The sequence below is a fragment of the Psychrobacter sp. CX14 genome (assembly GCF_057396205.2).
In genome coordinates, this window is record NZ_CM183187.1 from 46,275 (window position 1) to 68,339 (window position 22,065).

At 39.9% G+C, this 22,065-nt stretch carries 15 protein-coding genes, 2 tRNA genes, 3 pseudogenes and 1 other annotated feature; of the genes and pseudogenes, 16 read left to right on the plus strand and 4 right to left on the minus strand.

What is annotated here, in order from left to right:
- The first annotated feature begins 790 nt into the window (after positions 1–790).
- From AC2SLO_RS00190 to AC2SLO_RS00200, 3 genes and pseudogenes are all read left to right on the plus strand, one after another.
- Entirely contained in the window at positions 791–3,169 is a 2,379-nt protein-coding gene (locus AC2SLO_RS00190; protein WP_486541432.1) for a TonB-dependent receptor, read from the plus strand.
- 118 nt (positions 3,170–3,287) lie between these two features.
- The gene (locus tag AC2SLO_RS00195) at positions 3,288–4,742 is read left to right on the plus strand and encodes a YncE family protein (RefSeq protein WP_486541430.1); all 1,455 of its coding nucleotides are present in this window, start codon (positions 3,288–3,290) and stop codon (positions 4,740–4,742) included.
- A 418-nt stretch (positions 4,743–5,160) separates the two neighbouring features.
- Positions 5,161–5,388: pseudogene (locus AC2SLO_RS00200) on the plus strand (IS1595 family transposase); the annotation flags it as partial.
- 152 nt (positions 5,389–5,540) lie between these two features.
- Here the strand turns inward: AC2SLO_RS00200 and AC2SLO_RS00205 are convergent.
- Positions 5,541–6,766: pseudogene (locus AC2SLO_RS00205) on the minus strand (IS3 family transposase).
- 144 nt (positions 6,767–6,910) lie between these two features.
- Between AC2SLO_RS00205 and AC2SLO_RS00210 the strand changes: the two are divergent.
- The 3 genes from AC2SLO_RS00210 (at position 6,911) to AC2SLO_RS00220 (ending at position 9,002) form a co-directional block, all read left to right on the plus strand.
- Positions 6,911–8,130 (plus strand): IS3 family transposase gene (locus tag AC2SLO_RS00210; protein WP_486541428.1). Its coding sequence is split into 2 segments (ribosomal slippage): positions 6,911–7,193 and positions 7,193–8,130, totalling 1,221 coding nucleotides; the frame shifts between segments, so codons are not numbered across the junction.
- Positions 7,186–7,302, plus strand: a sequence feature (AL1L pseudoknot). (Overlaps the previous gene by 117 nt.)
- A gap of 78 nt (positions 8,131–8,208) precedes the next feature.
- Positions 8,209–8,730: a hypothetical protein gene (locus AC2SLO_RS00215; protein ID WP_486540213.1), complete on the plus strand. Its 522-nt coding sequence runs from the start codon at positions 8,209–8,211 to the stop codon at positions 8,728–8,730.
- 29 nt (positions 8,731–8,759) lie between these two features.
- Positions 8,760–9,002: a hypothetical protein gene (locus AC2SLO_RS00220; protein WP_486540211.1), complete on the plus strand. Its 243-nt coding sequence runs from the start codon at positions 8,760–8,762 to the stop codon at positions 9,000–9,002.
- A gap of 364 nt (positions 9,003–9,366) precedes the next feature.
- Here the strand turns inward: AC2SLO_RS00220 and AC2SLO_RS00225 are convergent, their stop codons facing one another.
- Positions 9,367–11,592, minus strand: a complete 2,226-nt coding sequence (locus AC2SLO_RS00225) for a TonB-dependent receptor (protein WP_486540209.1) — start codon at positions 11,590–11,592, stop codon at positions 9,367–9,369.
- A gap of 245 nt (positions 11,593–11,837) precedes the next feature.
- Between AC2SLO_RS00225 and AC2SLO_RS00230 the strand changes: the two genes are divergently transcribed.
- From AC2SLO_RS00230 to AC2SLO_RS00265, 8 genes and pseudogenes are all read left to right on the plus strand, one after another.
- Positions 11,838–13,625 (plus strand): ABC transporter ATP-binding protein, encoded by a 1,788-nt coding sequence (locus AC2SLO_RS00230; protein ID WP_486540207.1) that lies wholly within the window; start codon positions 11,838–11,840, stop codon positions 13,623–13,625.
- Positions 13,622–15,466 carry an ABC transporter ATP-binding protein gene (locus AC2SLO_RS00235; protein WP_486540205.1) on the plus strand — a complete coding sequence of 615 codons (1,845 nt, stop codon included), beginning with the start codon at positions 13,622–13,624 and terminating at the stop codon, positions 15,464–15,466. The genes AC2SLO_RS00230 and AC2SLO_RS00235 overlap by 4 nt, the downstream gene beginning before the upstream one ends.
- A gap of 161 nt (positions 15,467–15,627) precedes the next feature.
- Positions 15,628–16,212 carry an MptD family putative ECF transporter S component gene (locus AC2SLO_RS00240; RefSeq protein WP_486540203.1) on the plus strand — a complete coding sequence of 195 codons (585 nt, stop codon included), beginning with the start codon at positions 15,628–15,630 and terminating at the stop codon, positions 16,210–16,212.
- The gene (locus AC2SLO_RS00245) at positions 16,205–16,921 is read left to right on the plus strand and encodes an energy-coupling factor transporter transmembrane component T (RefSeq protein ID WP_486540201.1); all 717 of its coding nucleotides are present in this window, start codon (positions 16,205–16,207) and stop codon (positions 16,919–16,921) included. Before AC2SLO_RS00240 ends, AC2SLO_RS00245 begins: the two co-directional genes overlap by 8 nt.
- Before the next feature lie 73 nt (positions 16,922–16,994).
- On the plus strand, positions 16,995–18,398 hold the full coding sequence (locus AC2SLO_RS00250; protein ID WP_486540199.1) for an ABC transporter ATP-binding protein: 1,404 nt from the start codon (positions 16,995–16,997) through the stop codon (positions 18,396–18,398).
- Positions 18,399–18,541: 143 nt separating this feature from the next.
- The gene (locus tag AC2SLO_RS00255) at positions 18,542–18,859 is read left to right on the plus strand and encodes an IS630 transposase-related protein (RefSeq protein ID WP_486540197.1); all 318 of its coding nucleotides are present in this window, start codon (positions 18,542–18,544) and stop codon (positions 18,857–18,859) included.
- Positions 18,860–18,875: 16 nt separating this feature from the next.
- Positions 18,876–19,379 carry an IS630 family transposase gene (locus tag AC2SLO_RS00260; protein WP_486540221.1) on the plus strand — a complete coding sequence of 168 codons (504 nt, stop codon included), beginning with the start codon at positions 18,876–18,878 and terminating at the stop codon, positions 19,377–19,379.
- A 12-nt stretch (positions 19,380–19,391) separates the two neighbouring features.
- A pseudogene (locus AC2SLO_RS00265) lies at positions 19,392–19,595 on the plus strand (IS3 family transposase); the annotation flags it as partial.
- Between the two features lie 253 nt (positions 19,596–19,848).
- Here AC2SLO_RS00265 and AC2SLO_RS00270 read toward each other — a convergent pair.
- A tRNA-Gly gene (locus AC2SLO_RS00270) sits at positions 19,849–19,923 on the minus strand.
- Between the two features lie 93 nt (positions 19,924–20,016).
- A tRNA-Gly gene (locus tag AC2SLO_RS00275) sits at positions 20,017–20,091 on the minus strand.
- Between the two features lie 504 nt (positions 20,092–20,595).
- Here AC2SLO_RS00275 and AC2SLO_RS00280 point away from each other — a divergent pair.
- A complete protein-coding gene (locus AC2SLO_RS00280) occupies positions 20,596–21,399 on the plus strand; it encodes a M48 family metallopeptidase (RefSeq protein ID WP_486540195.1) in 804 nt (267 codons plus the stop codon).
- 278 nt (positions 21,400–21,677) lie between these two features.
- Positions 21,678–22,010, plus strand: coding sequence for a BolA family protein (locus AC2SLO_RS00285; protein ID WP_486540193.1), 333 nt, complete (start codon positions 21,678–21,680; stop codon positions 22,008–22,010).
- Positions 22,011–22,065: the final 55 nt, after the last annotated feature.

The window sequence follows — 22,065 nt, forward strand, 5'->3', positions numbered from 1 at the left end:
CCATGTCGTGACAATTAAGACACAATGAGATTGACATATTTAGAGAATAGTGAGTCTCAAATGCCCTATAATTCATTAGCTCATAGGATCAACATCCAATACCTCATTATAGTTAAGGATATAAATAAAAGCCAGTATTAAACGCCTTTTTTTATGAAAAAGGACTACAAAAATGGTCTTAAAATTGCTAATTGACATTATTTCCACAGTGTAACTTAATTGTAATAATAAAAAGGAATTAGGGGCAGCTAGTATATGAGTTTATTAACTAAGCAAAACCTGTTTCTCTGGAAAGATTTTTATAATTTCAATCGATAATTAATCTATTTATTAAGCGGATTACTCTATAAACGAACCAACCTCAATTTAAATCTGGTTAAAGATTCAAATTGAGGTTTGTTCTGATTTTGATTAAAGATAAGATTTTTAAAAAAACTTCGATTGGGATTAATCTAGAAAACCGCACCGCTGACCTCAAATACTGCTGCGACGCCGAGCGCTTGCGGAATGGTTAATGTCCCTACCGAGAGGTGCACACAAAGAGTTGGCCACATCAATGTGGCTAATACACTTTGTGGATAATCATTGAGATAAACGTTAATAAGGCAGCATTACTGCATTTTATGATTCATTAATTCATCTTAAATTAAGATGCTATCGTTAACTTATAGTTTATTCGACAAACAACTATTGTGGAGATATTGGTTATAGTATAACATTGCATTTCAATATGATATTTATAGTTTTTAATCATTTTCTATCAGTCACAGTCACTATGCTGGAATTTAATATGTCATCTCCACTTAATAGCGCTTTTAGTTTAGCAAATGGTAGTACCAGAATTATTCGGTTATGTCCTATTAATAGATCTATTCGCTATGCGTTAGCGACATTGTCTTTAACCAGCATACTGGGTGTGTCAACGCTGCCTACGGTCGCATCGGCAAAAGATATTAGCGCTGACACTAAGAGTAATAAGGAGCGTGACGGTATCAACAATGATGTGGCAAATATACCTACCACTTACTTGGATACCGTCATAGTGACTGCCAATGCTCTACAGCCGCAAGCAGAAGATATGGCGACTGCCACCAGTATTGTTACAAATAATCAGATAGACTCTCAAGTGCATACAACGCTAGGTGATGCTCTTGCTAATGAGGTAGGTGTATCCACAGATACCTTCGGACAAGGTGCAAGTCGTCCCATTATAAGAGGACAAACCGCCCCTCGAGTTCAGGTCATGCAAAATGGGTTATCGGTTCAAGATGCCTCGCAGATATCCCCCGATCATCAGGTTTCAGTTCCCGTAATGGGGGCAAAGCAAATTGAAGTCATCAAAGGTACTTCTGCACTCATGTATGGCGGAGGCGCTATTGGAGGTGTGGTTAATATAGTTGATGACACCATTCCTACTAAACAAGTTGACCAAAATTTAAGCGGCAAAGTCACTTTAGTAGGAGAGCAGGCGACAGATGGCTATTTAGGATATGCTGAACTAAAGGGAGATATCAATAATAATTGGACTTGGTCAGGAAGCTTTCAAAAAACAGATAAAGGCAACCTTCAAGTACCGCACTGGGATACTAATGACATTAAGAATAGTTGGTACACTCAAGATAACGCTAGTATTGGACTATCCTATATCAATGACTTAGATTATCTCGGCTTTTCCTATCAGCGCCTTACTTCTGAGTATGGTCTTCCATTTCATGTACATAATCAATGTGCGCCAAGCGCCTCTAATAGTAATAAGCTAACTTGTGAATCAAATCACAATCATACCCATTCACACAGTCATGACCATGCTCATGAGCACGGCGAACCGCCGTATGTTGATTTGGTATCCAATGTTTATCAACTCCGTACAGAGCATCTTGTACCAGCAGTAGGTATTGATAAGGTAACTACCAAAATTAGCTATACAGACTATCATCATGATGAGATTGATGAAGGCGTAGCGGGTACAACCTTTACCAATAAAGCTTTAGACGCACGCGTTCAGGCAACACACGGAACGTATAAAACGGGTAATTTAGGTTTTATAAAAGGTGTGGTTGGTGTTGATTATACTAACAGTGATTTTTCAGCAAAGGGCATAGAAGGTTATCTGCCTAAAACAGACCGTACGCAGGTTGGGTTGTATTTTATTGAACGTCTATCGCCAACGTATTATGGGGCAAAGATTGAAAGTAAAGATAAGTTTGATGCTACTAATAATGCTACTGACCATGCAGGACATAGCCATTCAGTTTCTGGGACTACTGGCGCTGCAAGTGAGGACAGTACCTCCGCCATATTAGCAAAACAAGGTAGAAGCCCTTGGTATATTGAGTTTGGTGGTCGCCAAGAATTTCAAGATATTACCGATACTGATAATAATATTAATAAGTTGCACTCAGGCACATCAGTGAGCTTGGAGGGTGGTAAGTACATTACGCCAACCACTCAGATTTCTGCAAGAGTCAGTCATTCAGAGCGTTTACCTGCTTCACAAGAGCTGTTTGCAGATGGTGCTCACCTTGCGACCAATACATGGGAGCGGGGCAATATATTACTGGATAAAGAATCGACAAACGGCATTGAGCTGACGTTACGCTACGATAATAATGATAATTTTGATGTTTCAGCCTCTACTTTTTATAACGATAGTAAAGATTATATCTATGCCAAGACACAAGATGTTGTCAATAAGGGTGAGTCAGCTGGGTTTCGATTGGTTGATTATGTACAAAGTGATGCAAAACATTATGGTGGGGAGATTAAGGCTCGCTACTATATTAATGACAGGTTAAGCATAGGTAGTTTTGCAGATATCGCCCTCATTGAGCTAAAGGATAATAGCCTTAATAGCAAATATGCTCCTAGATTAACCGCACCTCGAGTTGGTGGGGATTTGACGGCACAAGTTGGACAGTTTGACTTAGTGTTATCAGGGTATCACCGTTTTGAGCAAGACAAAATTGCGGATTTTGAGACCGTTACGCCAAGCTACAATATGATGGATGCTAAAGTGGTGTATCACAGCCCTAGCGCTCAAGATTATACGGCATTTTTGCAAGTGAATAATATACTCAATGAGTTGGCTTATAATCATGCCTCTTATCTCGCTGAACACGTCCCCTTAACTGAGCGCTCAGTCAATGCAGGGATAACCTATCGTTTCTAATCCCTATTGTTTGGCTAGTATCCTTTAAAAAATAGACTTTGTCAGTGCCATGCTCAAATGTTCAATAGGCTCTAATATATAAGTAATTAATAAAATATAAATTAATAAGGTTTTTGATATGAATAGACACCCGCATCTAAAGCAATCTACTGCCCTAATATTAACCACACTATTTAGTGTTTCTGTCTTGACAGGCTGTGGTTCATCTGATGATCGTAAAGTCTCAACTATTGGACATGATGACCATGAAGAAGGTCACGACCATGACCACGATGTTGATGATTCAGTCAATGCCGAAGTAAAAAATGGTCGATTATTGATTAGCGATAAAGATAGTAATAAAGCATACGTTTATAGTATCGCTCAAAATAAAGTCATCCAAACCATTGAACTTCAAGCCAAAGCGGATGCGTTAGTGTCTAGCTCGAGTGGCAATTACGCCTTGGTATTAGACAGAACCAATAACATGGTTAACTTTTATGACAGTGGTATCGTTATCGAAGATCATGGTGATCACGATCATCCCTATGCCCGTGATGTTAGCAAACTGCCATTACAGCTCAACTACAATAAACCGGTTCACTATCAGAAATTTGGACAGCAGTCTGCAATATTTTTTGATGGTGTTGGGGCAGCGGACAACCCAATAGAAAATCCAAAACAAGCAGCAGGCTTTGCTCTGATAAGTGATAAAGACCTTGCAACAGGCAAACTGGCTTACCATGAGCTCAATACCAATATGCACGGCACGGCAGAACCTCGAGGGGAGTTTGTTATCAGTACAGGTCGCTTTGATACGGTGGGTAGCCCATTGCCTGACACTGTATCTGTTTTTCATCGTCATGATGATCACTTCCATCTCGACAAGACTTTTGCAACCAAATGTGCAGGGCTGCATGGTAGTGGCAGTGTGACTGACTATAGCGTATTTGCGTGCACTGATGGGCTGCTTAGCGTTAAACAATCTGGCACTGAGTTTAGTGCTGAAAAAATCATGTATCCAGCAAGTATCGCTAATACGCAGTGTATTGGACATGGCGGAAAACCAACCAAAGCACGAATTGGCTCATTCGCTATTCATCCCGATCATGATTATTTAATCGGCGCAGCATGCGGTCAGCCTTATAAAGTTAATCCAGATGGGAAAGAAATAACTCCCATTGTTTGGACAACGGACAGCACGAGCAGAGTGGTCAGCTATAAGTTTGATGCAGATGGTAAACATTTGATGCTATTAGATAACTCAGGTAAGCTGCATATCTTAGATGTTACCCAAAATTATAAAATTACTGCGACCTTAAACCTCTTCCCAGCGGGTATAAGTGAGTATGGCCATGGTGGACCGGCACTAGTCATTAATCCGAATAACGAGATGGTTCATATTGTAGATGCAGCCAATAAACAGTTAATTACGGTTGATCCTGAAGCTGGTAAAATAAGCTCATCTATGAAGCTTGATTTTACCCCCTCAAAAATAGCTTGGTTCGGAGTTAAGAACGAGCATGCCGCTGAACATTCACATGATGAACATTCACATAATGAAGATTCAGACCATTCGGCTCATAAACATTAAAATATAGTCGGATAACCACGTTCATTATGGGTAGTGGGTGTCCCATACTCAAACTTTGTAACGAACTTACTTAACAAAAGTCGCACTACTCCATTAGAAGTAGTGCGACTTTTTTGTGTTTAAAATAAAGTGCTTAAGCGGCTTTTTGCGATTTATAATGACTCTAAGTTATCAACAACAATTCAGTATTTGTATTATTGGCACATTTTGTGTTTTGCCCCGTTGTTGTTAGGATTTATCACGAAGTTAATTAGTTCAATATAGGTCTTAATTTTTAAGTTCTATCATAGTTTAGGGGATAAGATAGTACGGAAGTCCAGATATTTTGAATAACTTTAACCATATGGTAAAAACATTTTATTTCTTAATATTTAAGTTAAAGGGCTGAAGTAGATAAGCACTATGCTAAACTATTTTTATGAAGCTAACTCGTTATAAATTAAGTAAAAAAGTACAGTTAAAGCTGCTTGAATACTTTGTGCTTGAAGTAACTGCTCGTTCAGCGGCTGATATACTCGGTATACAACCAAATTCAGCTATCTTATTCTATCGAAAGATAAGACTCGTTATAAATTATTATCTTTCACTCGAAGCTGATGAAATCTTCGATGGTGAAGTTGAGTTAGACGAGAGTTATTTTGGTGGTGTAACCTGAATTCGGGATAAGGATTTAAGCTTAAGATTTAGTGACCTGTCCATAAGCTGACACATTCTTTAAAGTAGGTTTATATGGAAACCAGCAGTAAGCAATCTGACCCCTGCTGTCAAATCCGTACAGTTAAACTTGGGAGATTTTAGTTACGCAGCCTGACGACAATAATCAGACCACACCTGTCTTGGCCATTTATAGCCTAAACTCTTTTGAATCCTCGTTTGGTTGTAGTACAGCTCAATATAGCCAATGATATCGCTGATCGCTGCAAATCTTGTTTTATAGTCTTGATGATATACCAGTTCATTCTTTAATACACCCCAGAAGCTTTCTATCGGAGCGTTGTCATAGCAATTACCTTTGTCACTCATTGAGCCTATAAATTGCTGCTGCTTGATGATCTTATGATACGCATGGCTGCAGTACTGGCTACCTCTATCAGAGTGAACTATTAGCCCTTTGCTGGGTCGTTTGTTCTTAATAGCCATATTGAGTGCACGGCATACTAGATCCGCAGTCATACGTTTATTGATGGCATAGCCGACAAGCTCTTTGGTATACAAGTCTTTAACACCAGCCAAGTACAGCCAGCCCTCGTTTGTCCAGATATAAGTAATATCACTGACCCAAGATTGATTAGGTCGACTGGCTTCAAACTTTTGATCCAGCACGTTTGGATAAACTAACTTATTATGGTTTGAGTCGGTGGTGACTTTAAAGCGTTTGTGGCAACGGCATTTGATGCCATGTTCTTCTTTGATACGTCGAACCATGTATAGGCTAATATCAAACCCTTGCTCTGTCAGCTTTGCATGCAGTCGCTCAACACCATAACGTTCTTTACTTTCACTATGAGCGGCTCTAACCAGTAGCTCAGAGCGGTTTCTATGTATCTGCTGCTCACTGATATCGCGATTTATCCAGTCATAGTAGCTAGAACACTTAACCCTTAATACACGGCACATAGAGACGATACTAAAAATCTATCTATTCGTCTTTATAAAGGCGTATTTCACTAATTGTTTTTCGCAAAGTACGCGGTGGCCTCACTCGAGCACAGCTCTCGTCTTGCGTCGGGGCGAAGCAGTGCTTCGCTTTATCCCTCCTCATTTAGGATCTCTCGTTCCTATTCAGCTACTTTAAGCTGTCGTTTAAGGCGTTTGTTCTCTTCTATCACGGCCATAAGCTGTGGATCGTACTGCTCTGTCCCTTCAAGTTTGCCTTGATTGGCTTTGTGATGCCAGTTCGATAGCGTTTGCATGGCAATGCCAAGCTGCTTTGCGGTCGCTGTGATATTTCCGTTGTTCTGTGCTATCTTCTTGACGGCTTCGGCTTTGAATTCTGTACTATACGTTCTGATTTTCTTGGTCATGATAAACTCCTTATTGAGTTACTAGTTTACCAAGTTTATCTCTACGGTTTCTTCAGCATAGCTCAACAAAGTATATGTAGCTTTAATTAGACAGTGAACCGCCCCGTGATTGTCGGAGACCTAACTTTCCGAGAGAATACGATAATGAAAACACGAAACTATACCCCTGAAATGAAAGAGCGAGCCGTCCGCATGCTTATTGAAGCTAAAGACGACTACCCATCCACTTGGTCAGCTATCAAAGCCATAGCGCCAAAGATAGGTTGCACGCCTGAGACCCTAAGATCATGGCATAAAAAGCACATTGATAAAACTATTCCTGCGAATATTCAAGCTCAAAGTCAAGCTGAGCGTATTAAAGAGCTTGAACGTGAGAACAGAGAGTTAAAGCAAGCCAATGAGATTATAAAGAAAGCAGCTGGTATTGAAGCCCAGGCGGAGCTCGACCGCAAACACAAGTAATGGTTGATTTTATAGACGATCACAAACAACAATATGGAGTCGAGCCAATCTGTAGAGTGTTACCGATTGCTCCATCCACATACTATCGTGCTAAAGATCTAGAAGAAACGCCTGAAAAGCGTTCACAGCGTAGTTGCCATGACGACTTCTATCTTAAAGAGATTAAACGTATTTGGAAGGACAGCAAATGCCGATACGGTGCTCGTAAAGTCTGGAAACAGTTGAAATCCGAAGGTGTACATCCTGCACGTTGCACTGTAGAGCGGTTAATGCGCCAGCATGGCATGCAAGGTATTTGGCGAGGTAAAGGTAAGATAACCACTAAGTCTCGTGATGATCAAATACGGGCAGACGACTTAGTTAATCGTAATTTCAGCGCACATAGACCGAACCAGCTATGGGTGGCTGACTTTACCTACGTTAAAACGCTGAGTGGTTGGGTTTATACCGCCTTTATCATTGACGTGTTTGCCCGCAGTATTGTTGGCTGGAAGGTGTCTAATCGTATGAACACCGATATGGTGATGGCAGCACTCAACCAAGCGATAGCGGACAGAAATCATCCTAAAGATGTGATTCATCATAGTGATAGAGGTGTTCAGTATTTATCCATTCGCTATACGGATAAGATGGCTGATTCAGGTATCATTGCATCTGTTGGCACGACAGGTGATTCATACGATAATGCATTAGCTGAAACGGTTAACGGGCTTTATAAAACGGAGGTGATTGATTATTTAAAACAGCAGTGGCAAGGTGTGAATGATGTTGAATTAGCAACTCTTGAATGGGTTGATTGGTTTAACAAAACACGTTTGCATAGTACGATTGGTTATGTGTCGCCTTTTGAGTTTGAGAGACGATACTATGATAGTCTTAGTGAGTCAGACAAAGCTGCCTGACTCAAGTAATCCACTCTCCGATATAGTCGGGGCGGTTCACAGTATCTTAATCGCAAAATGAATACAGTGACTTTGAGTGTGACTAATCGCTTATTACAGCTTACAGATCAAAATAATACACAAGATAAGCATCAAAAAACTCAGATGTCGGCTGTTTTTGGTCACTATAGTCGAGAAATGATCGAGAAGCTATTAGAGGATATTGAGCTAGGGCAAAGTGTCAATGAAGCAAGTAGTTTGAATTTTTTTTATACGGATGCGCTTGCAATCTATGATAAAGCGATGAATTTAGTGACTGATTCAAATAGTAACTTAAACCATAAGCTTATCTCAAGAGTACGCAAACAAAAATCCGAGAAAATCTTAATTTCACCCACTTCCCTACATTATCACGAAGAAAAAGCGTTGGTTAACCTATGCGTTGATAATTTAGAGAGCTTATACCATGACAAAATAGAAAAACAACGGGTTAAAGAGATGCTAGGGGTGTTTTATGACAAGGTCAATACTTCTAAAAGTGATATAAGGTTTAAGTTTAAAGAAAAGAAGCTCTTCTATAAGTATCTTCATACTATGTTTTTAATGTTACCTAGCGAGTAAATATCAATTATATTAAGTCTACATCACATGTGAATAAGGAAGGAGTGCGTGAAGTCAAACCCCATATTGATAAAAAGCATAGACAGCAAAAAATTGAAGAGTTTAAAACTAACAGCCCTAATTTTTATGGTCAGATAACGACCAACATCCAATATAATGGCTATTCTCTGTTAGTAATGAGTCCAGTAAAAAATAATAAGGACTCTTCTTCTGCTTTAATGAAATATGTTTTGCATTTCTTGCTGATTATTGGGGGGTTAAGCCATTTATAATTTAGATTTTTATCATAGCTAACTCCAATGTGGTACATATCTTGTAAATTGCGTACATGACGTTGGATCATGCATTTTTATCACTATTTCAGCGGGCACATTATTATATGAGTTACCTGTCATACCAACCGACGCAATAGCGCCAGAATTAGACTTTTTAGCTGTATAGCTAATAGTCATGTATTTAACACTAAGGTCGTCGTAATGAATCACATCTTTAGTGTAATATCATTATGTTATCGATTGATTGAGTATTATCATTACTAAATCGATGTTCATACGTTTTGGTAATGGTAACAATGCTCTATAAAAAGACATATTAAAATATTAAACAGACCCTTATTTTAAGATTAAAATAAAGGTTTTAGAAGTAGGTTTTTACGCCTACGCCCACACTTCTGGGTTTGGCCATCTCAACAGTATGACCTGCACCAAAGTTATACTCTACTGAAGAGTATTTCTCATCTAAAGCATTTTTAACCCAAACATAGGCGTCCCAAGAATCACTTTCAATACCAACCTTGGCATTGAGCAATGTATACGCATCTTGCTCAAGTGCGTTTTGGGCATCATAGTAATAATCCCCTGTAAATATAGCGTCTACTCTGCTAAACAACCTCAAGCTATTATTAATTGGTCTCATATATTGTACACCCAGTGTTCCTGTAAATTCAGGAGCATAAATCATATCATTACCACTACAGCTAGCGCCTGTACCTAGTAAGTCACAGTTTTCATAAGTGTCATATTTTGCATCATTGTAACTCACACTACTATCAACCAGCCAATTGTTAGACACTTTATAAGTAGCCTCTACCTCTAAGCCTCTACTGGTACTGTTACCTGTATTGTCAGTCACGATTTGATTAGTGACAGGGATTAACTGTTGTACTTGTTGATCTTTAATATCAATCCAGTATAGCGCTGATGTGATATCCAGTCTATTGTTCAAGAACGAGGCTTTATAACCTATTTCATAGTTTGAGCTTGTTTCTTTTTCATAAGTTGGTTTATCAGGACTAGGGTACAAATAGTCGTAGCCACCTGCCCTGTAGCCCTGACTATAAGATCCATACCACATAGCGTTATCATCAGCCTGATAGCTTACTCCAAGCTTTGGCAACCAAGCGTCAAAGTCCATATCACCCTTAACAGAGATATTGCCTGTACTTTGATTGTCGGTTTGAATATCAGCTTCACGATTTTCACGGTTCATTCGCAGTCCACCATTTAAAGTAATCTGGGGGGTTATGTCATAATCCACTTGACCAAATAAAGCAATACCAGAATCATCTTTTGCGGTATTAGAATGATCAATGTACGGACCACCATAGCCAAACAATGTATAGTCTAAATAGTTAACGCCAGCGATTTCATACTTGCTTTTATAACCATATGCGCCCACCAGCCAGTTTAAAGGCGTGTCATAGTCTGTAGTAAGTCTGAACTCTTGCGTTAGCTGTGTGTTTTGCTCATCAGCGATAGATACGTAAGAGTATAATGGATTACTACCCGCATCTTGATCGGCTGAGTTAATACTATCAAGCTTCCTATAGCCTGTAATGGAGGTGAATGTCAAATCATTGTCTAATACCTTATTGATTGATAGCAATGTGCCATAGGATTTTCGGTCATCCTTGCCGTGAAAATCATTATCAATTTTATCAGGATTGGCATAGATAAAATTGGCATTACCAAGGGCATATGAGTCGTTGTCTTTATCTTCGTAATCTAATCCTAAATTGACCTGAAGCGTATCAGAAGGTGACCAGAGTAGTTTCGTATTAATACCTAGTTCTTTTTTAGCGCCGTAATCTGAACCATCAAAGACATTGGTTAGATAACCATCGCTTTTAGTCGCCTTGGCATATATATTCCAATATAACTCATCTTCAATAATGGGCATACTGTAATAGGCTCTTAGGGTTTTTTCAGACAAGTTGTCTACTTCTAAAGAGGCAGTACCCTCAGCATAATTACTAGGTTCTTTGGTCACCACATTTATGACACCAGCAAGCGAGTTACCACCATAGAGCGTACCTTGTGGTCCTTTTAATACCTCGACTCGCTCTATATTCCCCATGTCAATATCGAACATACCACCACTGGTATAGTTCACTCCATCTACGTAATAACCTACGGTGGGATCAGTAAATAATCCTGGACCGATACCTCTGATGAAAATATTACTCTCACGACTACCACCCCAAGTAAAGGCCTGCATACTTGGAGTGTGCTGGCTTAGCTCACTTATAGACTCGATTTGTGAATCTTGTAATTGCTGATTAGTGATAGCAGAGACATTAACAGGTGCTTGTAGTAAATCCTCGTCACGTTTATTTGCAGTGACGATGATAGTATCCAAAGTCATAGTAGGCATGCCCGCTTCTTCACCGTATATCAGTGTATCTGTTGTGGCATTCTTAGAAAATGATAATGGCGTTTCAGCAGACCAATTATCTTGTTCTATCATGGTGACTTCTGGATTAATACTTACCTCTGAACCCTCGTTTTCAGTAATAGAGTTTGCAATCGCACTATTTGAACATATAGCTGTGAAAATAATTATGGTTATTAATTTTTTATTCATTGAGTCTCACCGTTTTATTAATATTTTTATGAATTAGTTTTACACACAATATTAATTTTTATAGATATTTAAAAACGCTAGCTTGCTTTACTAATTATTACAGTGCCTCAATACTATAGAGATAAATGATAATGTTAACAATAATTATTATCATTTATGTTACAGTAAGCTTCGTCTATATTGCTTGGGTCACCTATTTAATAGGTTCGATAAAAAAATTTAATAAAAAAAATTAGGAATTCATTATGAGAGAGCCCTCTCTTCTCTCACGCCTTACGCCCTATATGGGAGACAAAAAATACTTATTAACAACGTCACTTGTCGTATCTGCTGTCTCCTCTATCGTAGGTTTACTGCCCTTTATTTTCATTTGGCTAATTGTCAAAGAGCTATTGCTACCGACGCCCATATTTGACGAGGTCACCAAATATGCGTGGTTGGCGCTCGGCTCTGCGATTGTTGCACTACTGCTGTATTTTGTCGCGCTGGTCTGCTCACATTTGACGGCCTTTCGGGCAGAGGTCGGCATGCGTAAAGTTGGCATGCGTAAAATTATTAACATGCCACTTGGCTTTTTTGTACAAAACCAGACGGGCAAAATTCGCAAAGTCGTCGATGACAACGCTAGCCAAACCCATATTTTTTTAGCCCACCAACTTCCTGATTTATCCGCCACTATTATTGCACCCTTGGTTATGTTGGTATTGATGTTCGTCATTGATTGGCGTATGGGCTTGGTGTCTTTAATCCCCATTGTGCTCGGCTTCATTTCTATGAGCTTTATGATGACCAAAGAAGGAGAGGCGCACAGAAAACGCTATATGGACTATTTGGAGGACATGAGTAGCCAGTCGGTTGAATATGTGCGGGGCATTCCTGTGGTGAAAACCTTTGGACAAAGCGTGCATGCGTTTACACAGTTTGTCGATAGTATCAATAGATACAAAGAAATGGTCATGGCATTTACTTTAATGTGGCAAACACCAATGTCTTTTTATACCGTGATTATGCAGAGCGTGGCGTTCTTTTTAGTGCCTTTTGCAGTGCTTTTAATGACAGATGACAACTTGGTGTCCGTTATCAGTAACTTTACATTTTATTTATTGATAGCGCCTAATTTCACCCTGATTTTTATGCGTAGTATGTATTTTGGTAATACGCTTAGCATGACCAAACAATCTATTGATCGCTTTGATGCCATTTTAAACTACCCTGATATGTCCTTTGTATTACAGGATGACCCATTAACCTCGTTTGATGTTGAGTTCAAGGAGGTTGTATTCACTTATGACGGTGCAAATAGCAAGGCGGTCGATGGGGTCAGCTTTGGTATGAAAGAGGGCGAGACGGTCGCATTAATTGGCGCATCTGGTAGTGGCAAAACCACCGTGGCGCGTTTACTTGCTCGATTTTGGGATGTGGACTCAGGAGAGATCAGCATTGGCGGGCGCAATATCAACACCTTATCGAGGCAAACCTTAATGCACAATATCTCGTTTGTGTTTCAAAACACCAAGCTATTTAATGTGTCCCTTCGAGATAATATTACTTACGGCAAAGCAGATGCCTGCGAGGTTGAGATTGCCCGTGCCGTTGAGTTATCACGTAGTCAAGACATTATCGACAAGCTCTCAGACGGATTAGACACCATCGTGGGTAGTGAGGGTACGTATTTGTCAGGGGGCGAACAGCAACGTATCGGACTGGCAAGGGCGATTTTAAAAGACGCCCCTATTGTGCTGCTTGATGAGGCGACAGCGTTTGCCGATCCCGAAAATGAGCAATTAATCGGGCAAGCTATGCGTGAGTTGAGTCGAGGCAAAACGACCTTAATGATTGCTCACAGGCTTACCACGGTAAAAGAGGCTGACCACATACTGGTCATGGATGCTGGAAAAATTATCCAGCGAGGCACACATGATACCTTAATGGCAGAAGAAGGTGCTTATAAAACCATGTGGGAGGAATATCAGCAATCGATTGATTGGAAAGTTAACGGCAGCATGTTGGCGACAAGTGGGGTAATCGTATGAGTACCATAGATGCAGTAGATACTGTAAAAACAGTAGAATCACCAAGCTCTATTAAGCTAGATAAAAAGCCGTTTATGATCAAGCCTTTGCAAGATGCCTTCGCCCTTAGTGAAACAGGAGCCAAGGATTTACGCAGCTCTATCGTATGGCATACCCTGCTTAATTTGTGTTTGATGTTGCCCGTCACCCTTGCGTTTATTTTTTTGCAACAGTATTTACCTTTATTAGGACGCGATACAGTAGCAGGTACATCGCCATCTAGCTTTGAATTTAGCATCATTTCAGATGTAGCGACAGCGTATGGTTTGTGGTTTTATCTCGGATTTGCCATGTGTGCGTTTGCCATAATGTACGCCATTGCCTATGTCGATTATAGTAAAACGTATACCAAAACTTATGAGGAAAGTGCCAGTATTCGCATTAAGCTGGCTGAAACGTTGCGTGCATTACCGATGGCATTTTTTGGTAAAAAAGATGTAGCAGATTTGAGCGCCATTATTATGGAGGATGTAACCCAAATTGAGCATTTATTCTCCCACGCTGTGCCGCAGATTTTTGCCTCTGCAATTAGTATGACAATCATTAGCTTAATGATGTTTGCGTACAACTGGCAAATGAGTTTGGCGATGTTTTGGGTAGTGCCCGTTGGTTTTTGTGTGTTCTATTTATCTAAAAAAAGAATGGCGCAAGGGCATCAGCAAATCTATAACGATAAAAGAGCCATTTCCGAACAGATTCAAAACGGCATCGATATGGTGCAAGAGGTAAAAGCCTACAACCAAGAAGAGCGTTATCTAACAGTATTAGATGAAACGCTCGATAATTATGAAACGTCACTGATTCAAAATGAGCTGTTAGATGGTGCCTTGCTAAACCTATCCTATTTTGTGCTAAAGCTTGGGTTGCCGAGCGTTATCTTTGCAGGGGCTTACCTTTTCGTCCACGACGGCATTAGCCTGTTTACCTATCTGGTATTTTTGATTGTGGTTGGGCGTATCTATGACCCGTTTATGGATGCCATGAATAACTTTGCGGCACTACTGTATTTAAAGGTGCGTATTGAGCGCATGCAAGAGATGGATGCGATGCCACGGCAAACGGGACGCAAAGACTTTCATCCTGAGCATTTTGATATTGAGTTTAAAAACGTTGATTTCTCTTATCACGAGGGTGGCCAAACGCTAAAGAGTGTGAGTTTTACGGCTAAGCAAGGTGAGGTGACTGCACTTATAGGTCCCTCTGGTGGCGGTAAAAGTACCACGGCAAAGCTGACTGCTCGCTTTTGGGATATTGATAAAGGTGAGATACTGCTGGGTGGCACAAATATTAAGGAGATTGACCCTGAAGCATTGCTTGCCCATTTTGCTATCGTCTTTCAAGATGTGGCTTTATTTAACAGTAGCGTGCTCGAAAATATCCGCCTTGGTCGCAAAGATGCCACAGATGATGAGGTAAAAGCAGTAGCGAAGTTGACCGAATGTCATGAGTTTATTGAGCGTTTGCCAAATGGCTATGACACATTAATTGGAGAGAACGGCGAACGTTTATCAGGCGGTGAGCGTCAACGTCTCTCTATCGCTCGTGCCGTGTTAAAAGATGCACCTGTGGTCTTGCTTGATGAAGCAACAGCGAGTCTTGATGCGAGAAATGAGCGTAAGATTCAGCAGGCGATTAGCACACTGATTAAAGACAAAACCGTGTTAATTATCGCCCATCGTATGCGCACGGTGATCAATGCTGACAAAATAGTAGCGCTTAAAGAAGGAAGCGTTGCCGAGGCTGGTTCACCGGAGGTACTTATGGAAAAAGAGGGGTTGTTTGCTTCGATGGCGCGGGGGTAAGCGGTTAAGCATATACCGTTTAGTCCTTAAATAATAATTATTAACTGACCGTTATTGAATGACATTTATTAAATGACGATTAAATAAAAGATAAGCCATAGCCAAACCTCATATAAAACATAGTCTAAAAAAATACAAATAATAAGGCTCAAGGGATACCCATGTTAAAAATTGACTCTAAGCAACTTATACAATTAGGTATTTATACCTTAATTTATTACTTTATATATATGCTGATTAATTCAATTGCCATATTTACACCTCTATTAACGCCCATTGCTGCTTACTTATCCGTCATTGTAGCCGCTATACCATTTATGCTTTTCTTACAACGCATCAAACAGTTTGGCTTGGTGTGGATTATGGCCATACTACTAGGTTCGATAAGCTCCCTATTAGGTGATTACCCCTTGACCTTATTGACTGCTATCATTATGGGCGGCATAGCTGATGTTATATGCACTTATGCTAGACGTAAAAGTAACATGAATTTATCTATTGTCGGCTATGCGGTATTCACATTGTGGCAATCTGGCGCATACTTACCTTTCTTGTTTTTACGCAGCTCTGTACTTGCCGATATTGAAAAAAATTATGGTGCAGTTTATGCTGAGCAAATTGGCGCTTTCTTTACACCAACTATTATTCTATCTTTATTCTTTGGTACACTTATCGCTGGTTTTATTGGTGGCAAATTAGCCGTTAAAGTATTGAAAAAACATTTTGCGCATTTAAACCATGCTTAAGCTACTATCAAATACCTCGAATACACAAAAGAAGTCACCCTTTGACGTACGTAGCAATCTTGGGGCATTATTGATTATCAATACGGCAATATTGTCCAATGACTCCCCTTGGCTATTACCATTGGTATTCTTATTAATTATTATTCTGTTTGCTTTTGCGAAAGCATGGTTTGAAATTTTGGTGGTCGGGATATATGCTCTAATATTGGCACTACTTATCTATTTTAGTTTGACGCTATCAAGTAGCATAGCCAGCAGTATACTTTATGCCAGTTTAAGATTAAGTGCGCCGTTTATTACGACAGGCTGTATGGCTTATTACTTTGTCAAAGTTACGCCGCCAAACCTGCTTTTAACGGGACTCTATCGGCTCAATTGTCCCCGTATATTTATTGTGCCACTTGCTATTATATTCAGGCTTATTCCTACTATTAGTGAAGAGGCCAGTGCCATTAAGAGTGCCATGCGGATACGTGGATTAGCAGGAAGTTATTGGTTACGTCACCCCATTCAAATGCTTGAATATTTCTTAATACCCCTAATTTCAGCAACCATCCGCTCAGGCGAGGCATTGACAGCATCGGCGTTAATGCGCGGATTAGGTAGACCTACCAAGCCTACCAGTATTACCACCTTACATTTTCACTGGTATGACGGGGTATTGCTATTAGTATGCATCATGATTTTCGTATTGACCTTGAGCACTTAATCTCTTAAAACCTTGATAATTAAGCGTCATAAAACCTAACATATTTAAACCTCATTTTCGGTAATTTTAGCCTATGATTTCACTTAATCAAGTTAGTTTGCAGTATCCAAACTCGCCTAAGCCTGCCCTAGAAAAACTATCACTTAATATAGCAACGGGTGAGTGTATCTTGTTAACAGGGCGTAGTGGATGCGGTAAATCAAGCTTGCTACGTTTGTTAAGTGGTATTGTGCCTCATGTTTATGATGGTGATATACAGGGAGATATTAGTGTTGATGGATTAGTACCTGCCCAAGCGCAAGCTTATACCATCGGAAAAAAAGTAGGTATGATTTATCAAAACCCACGCATGCAGTTTTTCTGTACCACAGCACGTGATGAGATGGCTTTTGCCCGTGAAAATGCAGGGGATAATCCTACTAATATTCTTGAAGATATCTATCTATTTAGTAATGAGTTAACCATAACTCCGCTTTGGCACAAAAATTTATTTAATTTATCGAGTGGTGAGCGTCAACGGGTCGCTATTGCAGCAGTATTAACGGATAGGGTTGGTATCATCTTATTTGATGAGCCAACCTCAAATCTTGATAAAGAGGGCATTGAGCAACTAAGTAGGCTCATACGGCAGCTGAAAGAAAATAATATTACCTTGATTATCGCTGAACACCGACTTAAGTTTCTAAAAGATGTGGTAGATAGAGTAGTAAGGATGGAAGATGGTCAGATAGTAGAAGACATCAAAGCTCAATCGTTTTGGGACTATACTGATACCCAGTTGCAAGCGTATGGATTGCGCCATAACGAGGATTACAGCTTACCTAGCGCCCCACCTCAAAACGTCAGCGAGTCTAATGACGACGCTAATAATGCTAATGGACTAACCTGTCAGATTGATGATGACACCACTTTCCACTTTCCTCGTGGCAAAATTACAACGCTTCTGGGTGGTAATGGTAGCGGTAAAACGACCTTACTACGGACGTTGGCTGGTCTGGATAAATCGTCCTATCGCATATCTTTAGACGGACGATTCATAAAAGCTAAAGCACGCCAAAAAGTAAGCTTTTTGGTGCTACAAGACTTACATCAACAGTTATTTACCGCCTCTGTTACTGAGGAGATTAAGCTGTCTCGACGTAAGATTGATAGCGAAGATAACCAACGTCTCAATCACTATATAGATACGTTCGGACTTGGTAAACTTCGAGACAAACACCCACAAGCATTATCAGGCGGTGAGCAACAACGTGTCGTTATCGCTACAGCGTTATTTGCAGACAGAGAGGTTTGTCTATTTGATGAGCCTACATCTGGACTAGATGGTGCTAATGCTAAACGGCTTAATACGCAGCTTAGAAAACTTGCCGATGCTGGGCGCATCGTTATCATTGCCACACATGATCCAGCCATAGCAGAAGAAGCCGATTTTGCGCATACTCTAAATCACAAGTCCATACGGAAAAACCTTGAATAATAAGAAAGCATTACACTTATATTTTAACCTGATTATGAGTCTTTAATATTATGAACAAACAACGTACTTTACTCATAAGCTTTATTATCATCATAAGTTTTATGCTATAGTCAGCGAATCGAAAAAGGGTTACACTAAAATCTATGGCATACTCCAAAGATTACAGACAAATGATACTAGACAAACTAGAAGCAGGCTACAGCTACCGAGAGCTTGTTGAAGAATATCAGATCAGTGCAACTACTATTCAACGCTGGAAGAAAAACCCTGAGCCAAAGAAATACCAACGATCACCAGCAAAAATAGACAACGAGACACTTATCGCTGACGTTAAAGCACATCCTGATGACTACCACTATGAGCGAGCAAGACGCTTTAATTGTAGCGACAGAGGTATAGCAACTGCCTTAAAGCGTTTAGGTATCACTCAAAAAAAAGACACTACATCATCCGAAGGCTGACGACGCAAGAAGACAGATATTTCTTGAACAATTATGGCAATTTGAAAGTAACGGTAGACCTATTATCTATTTAGACGAAAGGGGGTTTAAGGCTCATGACAACAGACCTCATGGCTACTCGTACAAAGGTCAACCATGCTTAGGTGAGTATAATTGGCAACTAAAGAATCAGACGAATGCTATTGGAGCTATCTACAACAACGTACTGTTTAGTGTCGGACTTTACGACTGTAGTATCAATAGTAACGTGTTTCATAGTTGGGTAATGCAGTTATTACTGCCTCAATTGCCTAATGAAAATGTTATTGTAATGGACAATGCAACCTTTCATAAAAGACAAGATATACAAGAACTAATCGAAGATGCAGGACATACCATTTTATGGTTACCACCGTATAGTCCTGACCTAAACCCTATTGAACAGGTCTGGGCTTGGGTCAAACGTAAACGCAAAGATTGGAAGATAGACTGCATCGATACTTTATTCTTTTATTTCCTTTGGCTCTGTGACTGCTTTTAACTTCGCTGACTATATCGCACAATCATCAGTAAATACGGATTTAGAGGGTCTATGAGTGATAAAGGTAACTGTTATGACAATACGCCAATAGAGAGCTTCTGGGGCGTTTTAAAGAATGAGCTGATATATCATCATAATTACAAAACTCGATTTAAAATAATCAACAGTTTCATGAAATATATCGAGTTAGATTACAATCAAGTCAGGATTCAGTAGAGTTTAGGTATGAGATCGCCAAGACAGGTTTGGATGGATTTCTATCGTCAAGCTGCCTGATTAAAATCTCCCAAGTTTAGGTGTACGGATTTGACGGCAGGGGTCACCAAATGGGCACCGTCAAAAATCTGATAATTTGATTTATGAATATAGCTAATACATAAACTTTATAATTTTATTGTGATATCAAGTTAAGCCCTTAATTTTACACACAAAAAAAAGCCTCACTATTAAGTGAGGCCTTTTTAGAAATTGGAGCGGGATAAGAGATTCGAACTCTCGACCCCAACCTTGGCAAGGTTATGCTCTACCACTGAGCTAATCCCGCATATTGTATGGTAATACTACCATTATCTGGATATATTGTCCAACTTATGGGCTGTTGGTCTTTAAGACTTAAAATAAACGTGTCTTAAAATATTGGAGCGGGATAAGAGATTCGAACTCTCGACCCCAACCTTGGCAAGGTTATGCTCTACCACTGAGCTAATCCCGCTTATCCAAATAATCGCATCTTCTCGATAGGTGGGCTATTATAGACCAAAAAAAATTACTGTCAACACCTTTTTTCACTATTTTATTGACTTTTTTAACTTTGAAACTTTAAACCATGATAACTTGCTTATAAATCAAATATTTAGAAGAGCAATAGACTTTAAAACAGTTAATTTCCCCCCTTCGTGTTTATTATTAAAATGCCGGCTCATAATGCAATTTACAATAAAAAGCTGTTTTGTTACTGTTGATTCGATAAACTTTGATTATGCTAAGCCGATACATTAGATGAACTAACAACGATTGAAGTTAAGGTTAGTTGTTCTATCTGCTTAGGTGAATGGTGATATATAGTTAAGACACAATCTATTTAATGCTGCATTATTTAGCAATATAACTGTGTTAAATTGAGAGCGACTATCTGTCCATCGTCTGAAAGGTAGTAGAACAGTCATAAAAAACTGTCTGGCATAGGACGCAAACCCATTAGCGAGGATTATTTATAATGAAGAAATTTTTGATACGTAGTACGTTAGCCGCTTCGGTTACTGCGATGGCTTTGACCGGTTGTAGCACCACGACCAATACTGGGGTGCTCGGCGGCGACAGACAGCAGCTATTATTAGTATCAAGCGAACAAGTCTTACAAATGTCAGCACAAGGCTATCAAAAAAGCTTACAAGAAGCGCGCGCTAAAGGTGTTTTGGATACCGACCCTGCCCTATTAAATCGCTTAAACCGTATTGCGGGCCGTTTAATCAGCCAAGTAGAGCTTTATCGCAGTGATGCTAAAGGCTGGAAATGGGAAGTACACACCATCAAATCAAACCAGTTAAACGCGTTTGTATTGCCTGGTGGTAAAGTGATGTTCTACACAGGTATTGTTGACCGTTTGAACTTAACCGATGACGAGATTGCGGCGATTATGGGTCACGAAATGGCACACGCTATCCGTGAGCACGCGCGTGAGCGTATCTCTAGTCAATATGCCACTCAAGCAGGCTTAGGTATTGCTGCTAGCATATTCGGTCTATCACAAGGTCAAACTGAACTGGCTTCTATGGCAAGCGACTTGGGTATTGCCCGTCCGCACAGCCGTACACAAGAGTCAGAAGCCGACAAAATTGGTTTGGTATTGATGACCAAAGCTGGCTACGATCCTAATGCTGCCGTTAGCTTATGGCAAAAAATGCAACAAGCCAGCCAAGGCGAGCCGCCACAATTCTTAAGCACTCACCCATCAAGCGCAGCACGTATGTCCACACTGCGCAGCTTGATTCCAGAAGTCACTCAAAAATATAGACCATAAGCCATTGTCTAAATTATCTACTAAACATCAAGTTTGCTTGATAATTGAGTGATCGATAAAGAGTAAGCTTAATACTCGGTTAAACAGTCAGTGGCTTTGCTCTGACTGTTTTTTGTTGCTACCCTTACTGCCATAGCTTTACAATAAAAACAGACGACTGATTTAGGATGATTATCTATAATTATTGCCCTTTAGACCATCTTTGTTAAGACGTGTCGTATGATCCGTATCTTGCCCAAGCGTTTGTTTACGACTTATCCTCAATTAGGAGCTTTATTTTGCAAACACAACAAGCGATTATTGATAATCTGCAACCTTTAAATCCGCTGCATATTGATTTAGTGAATGAATCAATGAATCATGCCGGATACTTTGATGGTAAAGAAAGCCACTTTAAACTAACCATTGTCAGTAGCGACTTTGATGGCAAGCGTGCGGTTGCCAGACACCAACAAATTTATGGCTTGGTTAATGACTTAATGACTGCGCAAGGCGGCAGCGTCCATGCACTGGCTATCCATGCCTATAGTCCTACAGAATGGGATGAGCTAAACAACAAAGCACAAACTGTCCCTGCTAGCCCCTTATGTGCCGGACAAAATAAAGGTTAATTAACGATTATAAAAAGAAGCACCGCTGTTTAGTTAAGTGCATTGTTTATTTGAG

Coding starts and splice junctions, on each gene's coding strand:
- AC2SLO_RS00190 (WP_486541432.1), top strand. CDS start 791: ATGTCATCTCCACTTAATAGCGCTTTTAGTTTAGCAAATGGTAGTACC.
- AC2SLO_RS00195 (WP_486541430.1), top strand. CDS start 3,288: ATGAATAGACACCCGCATCTAAAGCAATCTACTGCCCTAATATTAACC.
- AC2SLO_RS00225 (WP_486540209.1), bottom strand. CDS start 11,592: ATGAATAAAAAATTAATAACCATAATTATTTTCACAGCTATATGTTCA.
- AC2SLO_RS00230 (WP_486540207.1), top strand. CDS start 11,838: ATGAGAGAGCCCTCTCTTCTCTCACGCCTTACGCCCTATATGGGAGAC.
- AC2SLO_RS00235 (WP_486540205.1), top strand. CDS start 13,622: ATGAGTACCATAGATGCAGTAGATACTGTAAAAACAGTAGAATCACCA.
- AC2SLO_RS00240 (WP_486540203.1), top strand. CDS start 15,628: ATGTTAAAAATTGACTCTAAGCAACTTATACAATTAGGTATTTATACC.
- AC2SLO_RS00245 (WP_486540201.1), top strand. CDS start 16,205: ATGCTTAAGCTACTATCAAATACCTCGAATACACAAAAGAAGTCACCC.
- AC2SLO_RS00250 (WP_486540199.1), top strand. CDS start 16,995: ATGATTTCACTTAATCAAGTTAGTTTGCAGTATCCAAACTCGCCTAAG.
- AC2SLO_RS00255 (WP_486540197.1), top strand. CDS start 18,542: ATGGCATACTCCAAAGATTACAGACAAATGATACTAGACAAACTAGAA.
- AC2SLO_RS00280 (WP_486540195.1), top strand. CDS start 20,596: ATGAAGAAATTTTTGATACGTAGTACGTTAGCCGCTTCGGTTACTGCG.